At 36.6% G+C, this 4694-nt stretch carries 5 protein-coding genes; 1 reads left to right on the top strand and 4 read right to left on the bottom strand.

Features of this window, described 5'->3' with window-relative positions; all coding sequences use genetic code 11:
- The 4 genes from AC1DJR_RS17715 to ecsA all read right to left on the bottom strand — a co-directional run bounded on the left by AC1DJR_RS17715 (position 1) and on the right by ecsA (position 3544).
- Positions 1–738, bottom strand: coding sequence for a (Fe-S)-binding protein (locus AC1DJR_RS17715; protein ID WP_477003144.1), 738 nt, complete (start codon positions 736–738; stop codon positions 1–3).
- A 137-nt stretch (positions 739–875) separates the two neighbouring features.
- Entirely contained in the window at positions 876–1583 is a 708-nt protein-coding gene (gene ecsC / locus AC1DJR_RS17720) for an ecs operon protein EcsC (protein WP_002011122.1), read from the bottom strand.
- 13 nt (positions 1584–1596) lie between these two features.
- Positions 1597–2808, bottom strand: coding sequence for an ABC transporter permease (locus tag AC1DJR_RS17725; protein ID WP_477003145.1), 1212 nt, complete (start codon positions 2806–2808; stop codon positions 1597–1599).
- Positions 2801–3544 carry an ABC transporter ATP-binding protein EcsA gene (gene ecsA / locus AC1DJR_RS17730; protein ID WP_001292616.1) on the bottom strand — a complete coding sequence of 248 codons (744 nt, stop codon included), beginning with the start codon at positions 3542–3544 and terminating at the stop codon, positions 2801–2803. Before ecsA ends, AC1DJR_RS17725 begins: the two co-directional genes overlap by 8 nt.
- 562 nt (positions 3545–4106) lie before the next feature.
- On the opposite strand from ecsA, the gene AC1DJR_RS17735 reads away from it, so the two are divergent.
- Positions 4107–4541: an HIT family protein gene (locus AC1DJR_RS17735; protein WP_477003146.1), complete on the top strand. Its 435-nt coding sequence runs from the start codon at positions 4107–4109 to the stop codon at positions 4539–4541.
- The last annotated feature ends 153 nt before the right edge of the window (positions 4542–4694 follow it).

Consider the following 4694-nt stretch of genomic DNA (forward strand, 5'->3'; position numbering starts at 1 on the left):
CTATATCCCCCCTTGTTTTCGATCTTCATTTAATACTTGAGCAATATGTTTTACATCAATTGGATAACCATTACGTGTTAAACGTCCTTTTATATTCATTAAGCAGCTACAATCCATCCCAATTAACAATTCCGCACCGGTTTCCATAATATGCTTTACTTTTTCTTCAACCATTTGCTCAGAAATTTCTGGCATTTTCACTGAGAATGTACCTCCAAATCCGCAGCAATCATAATTATGCGGCAATGAAACAACTTCCAGTCCCTTTACACACTTTAATAGTTTTTGCGGTGGTTCCTTAATCCCTATTAACCGGCTCATATGACAAGATGTATGAACCGTTGCTTTTTTATGAAGCTCCGCACCTAAGTCTTCTTTCCCTAATACTTCAACTAGAAATTGTGTGAATTCATACGTTTTATTTGCAAGTTCCGTAGCTTTTTTCTTCCACTCCGCTTCACTTTCAGAAAACAAGCTAGAAAACTCGTGAACCATCATAGCGCAAGACCCCGATGGTGCCACAACATATTCTGAACTGGAAAAGGCTTCAATCATATGTTTTGCAGCTGTTTTTGTTTCTTTCACATACCCGCTATTATAAGCTGGTTGTCCGCAGCAAGTTTGAGTTTTAGGAAAATCAACTTTACACTCTAAATCTTCAAGAATTTCCACAACATCTTTCCCTACTTCTGGATAAAAAACATCTGCAACACAAGTAATAAATATTGATACTTTCATATTTTGCACCCCTAAATACAGTAAAGTAAGCTCAAGTAACTTTATCTGTATATTATTGGTAAAAAAATTAAAAATATGAATAAAAATAAAAAAAAGCATCCTAAATGTGTAATTTAGGATGCTTTTTGTAACGTAAATCAATTTCTATTAAGCAATCGCATACGATAACAATTCATCGTTACTTCCCCAAGCCTTTGCAACAATTGATAATTTGCGTACGCTCCGACCGGGGCACCGATGATCGGGACAAGCTGGAGCATTTTTGCTAAATCGATATAGTCTCGGTACTCTGTTTGGAACTTTTCCCAGTCCATATGATTTTCTTCTTCTGTATCCCACGTTTCAATCGCTTTCCATACTTCTTTTCGGTAATCGTCACTTGAAAAAGCAAGCTGGAAAACGTGAAGAATAAAAAGGCGCTCTTCTTTTTTACTCGTATCAAATCCGTACAATGTTGCTGCATCAAATAAAAACTTTATTTTAATAGTAAGTAATAACGGGAAATCGGCAAGGCCAAGGAGAATGCCACCTGCTCCTGTTCCTGCCCCTTCTGCCGCTGCGACTTTTTTGTACTCATCCATTTTTTTACGTACTTCATCATCTCTTCTTTGCAGTGACCAGTTCGTTTCTTTTAGCTTCGGTTTTATGAAGTTTGATCCAGCGCTAATTGTTTGCACCATCATCCGAATCGTTTCTGTTAGTACCTTTTGCACTTTCGCGGGCACTAGTTGTTGCACTTTCACCTGCACTTTTTTAGAGAACCGTGTCATCATAGAAGAATCTTTCATGAATGTAGCTTTCCACTGCTCCAATTCTTTTATAACCTTCTCTTCATATGTAATCATAGGTTCATTCCTTTCAGTTTAAACGCTCAATGCGCTTCGCACCGTATTGATAAACGAAACCAATACTAAATAATATGCTTACTACAAATAAAATGCCGGTCATTATGAAATCTTTCGTCGCAAGTGCAAATATAATTGTAAATACAACGCTACCAATGATAAGAATCGCATTTAATAAAGTAAGGAAATCTCTCTTCTTCTCGTCTCCCCCTACCGGATATAAATCAAGCCAAACTTTCATACGGTGATGTTTCCAAAGGGTTAAGAGCTGGTAGCCGATTAAGTATAAGAAAACAAGGCTTACGATAAAACGTCCATATAAAAATGGGATAAAGTAAAGAATAATTCCCCCAAGAACGAGTAAACGCATATATAATCCGAAATAGTTACCCGATCTTAAAAATGTTCTCGTATATAAGTATAAATATGTACGTTTCTCACCAATCATCGAAAGAATGAAATCAAGCCATTTCCTACGTGATACTCTCTCTTTTAACGCTGGTACATCAACGAACATATTCGCAATGCGGTATAGCAGCATCATTTTTTTACCTTCTTCAGAAATTAAATACTCCCAGTTTAGCGGCTTTCCCTTCACTTTTTGATGCATAAAAGCAAGGTATAGCGCCATTAAAAAGACAATCACACCGGTAAAAATGACTGAAGTACGTTCTACAAGGACGTACACAAATATGCCGTTTAAAATAAAACGAATAAACCAATCCGCTCTTTGTACATTTTGATCTGTTAAAAATGATTTTTCCCACGCTACGAATAAATTCCACGCTTTTACAATGACAAACGCGATTACAATCCATATGTAATTGGCACCTGTTTGTTTCATTTGCTGGAAGTATAACGGGGCAAGCGCAGCKGCTACCATTGCGATTATGTATAACTGAATCATAAACGTAAARAGAAATGCCTTCGTAAAGTAAGGCTTTAACTTTTCTTCAACTGGMAGCAAATAMACGAGRTCTGCTTCTTTTAATAACGTTTGGAYKGACCCAGCTGTTAATACGAGGCCAAGTAAGACTGCCATAACAATCGATGTCGGAAACGAAGGTGTTAACGTTTGTAACCATTGCTGGTAATAATACGCTCCTGCACCGATGATAAATACGAAAATAAATTTCAAATGATCATTAAATACGTATTTACTATATGTACGAACTTCTTTTAGAAAGTGCCGAAATCGTTCTTTCCATAACGCTGTGCTATTCATAATCTTCTTCCTTCGTTAACGCAATATAAATATCATCAAGCGTTGCACCAGGCATATTAAACCCGGATTGAAGTTCTGATAATGTTCCCATCGCTCTCACTTCACCTTGATGTAAAATAATGAATGAATCACAATAGCGCTCTGCTGTCGCTAAAATATGTGTACTCATTAAGATGCCTGCACCACTCTTTTTCATTTGATCCATCATTTGAAGAAGTGATTGAATCGCTAACGGATCAAGCCCAACGAAAGGTTCGTCCACAATGTAAAGTGATGGTTCAACTAAAAATGCACTCATAATCATCACTTTTTGTTTCATCCCTTTTGAGAAATGAGACGGAAACCATTTYAARCGATTTTTCATGCGAAACTCTTGTAATAGTTGYCCTACGCGTTCTTCATATTGTTTTTCATCTACACCGTACGCCATCGCTGTTAATTTCAAATGCTCTTCTAACGTTAACTCATCATATAATACTGGCGTTTCTGGAATGAAGGAGAAACTAGAACGGTACGCTGTCATATCATCACGAATTGTTTTCCCRTTAATTGTGACAGTTCCTTTTTTCGGYTCCATTAAACCGATGATATGTTTAATTGTCGTACTTTTCCCAGCCCCATTTAAACCGATCAAGCCGACAAGTTCGCCTTTATTAACAGAGAACGAAACATTTTGCAGTACAGGTCGTTTCGTATATCCCCCTGTAACATTTTCTACACGCAATAACTCGCTCATACGACACCACTTTCTTCATTAGTATTCATTCTACATTCATCTTACCAAAAATGGCGCTGTACTACATAGTATCGATGTCTTAAAAAAAAATTTAAATTTCTTGGCATATATTTTTACGAAAGCGGACATCATAATTAGTGAAGAAGGAACACATTGAAAAAGCAACCACCAATTGATGAGTACAACAACATAGTGAAGTCATCATGAAATGGGGTGTCCAAGTTGGACAATGAAATTTACACATAACCAGATAATTTGTTTCATTTTCGAAACGGGGTGTCTCCGAAAGAGCATATACTGTTTTAAAAAATAAACAATTTCATTTTAAAAAAAGATTGCAATTCATTTCACTTGAAAATGGGGTGTCTACGGCAGAAACTTTAGCCGATTTACCGTGCATTTCTTAWATAAATGAGGTGTCTGCGAACCGTAAATTATAAAAAATGCTTTTTCAATCCCTCTTCAGAAAACAGGAAGCTGAGTCAGCTTCCTGTTTTTCGTGTTTGTTCTCCTATGTAATTATGGTAAAATACGGCTAAGACTATTTGAAAGGATGAGATCGATGAATCATACAGCGGACAATTGTATTTTTTGTAAAATCATTGACGGGCAAATCCCTTGCTCAAAAGTATACGAAGATGAACATGTACTTGCATTTTTAGATATTAGTCAAGTAACAAAAGGACATACTCTTGTTATTMCGAAAGTACACAAACAAGACATTTTTGCGTTAACGCCAGAAATCGCATCACATATTTTTGCTGTCGTTCCAAAAATCGCAAATGCAATGAAAGCAGAATTTAATCCAGTTGGTTTCAACCTACTTAACAATAACGGCGAGAAAGCTGGACAAACTGTATTCCACTTCCACCTTCATTTAATTCCACGCTACGGTGAAAACGATGGTTTCGGTGCTGTTTGGAAATCACATCAAAATGAATACACAATGGAAAATTTACAAAACATCGCAAGTACAATTGCAAATAGTGTGAAATAGTGCCACTATAATAAGAAGTAATACATAACAAGCCGATTCCTCTGGCATTTATTGTATGGCTTCTTTCTTCACAAAAAATGCCGGGGGTATGATTTTTTGTGCATAGCATGTACAAGAGAGAAAAGCTCGCTTTTCTTCCCCTTGTCTTAAAGA

Source organism: Bacillus sp. 05T31, from assembly GCF_056396725.1.

Bases quoted from the DNA above. Each gene is read 5' to 3' on its own strand.
- AC1DJR_RS17715 (WP_477003144.1), bottom strand. From the start codon at position 738: ATGAAAGTATCAATATTTATTACTTGTGTTGCAGATGTTTTTTATCCA.
- ecsC (WP_002011122.1), bottom strand. From the start codon at position 1,583: ATGATTACATATGAAGAGAAGGTTATAAAAGAATTGGAGCAGTGGAAA.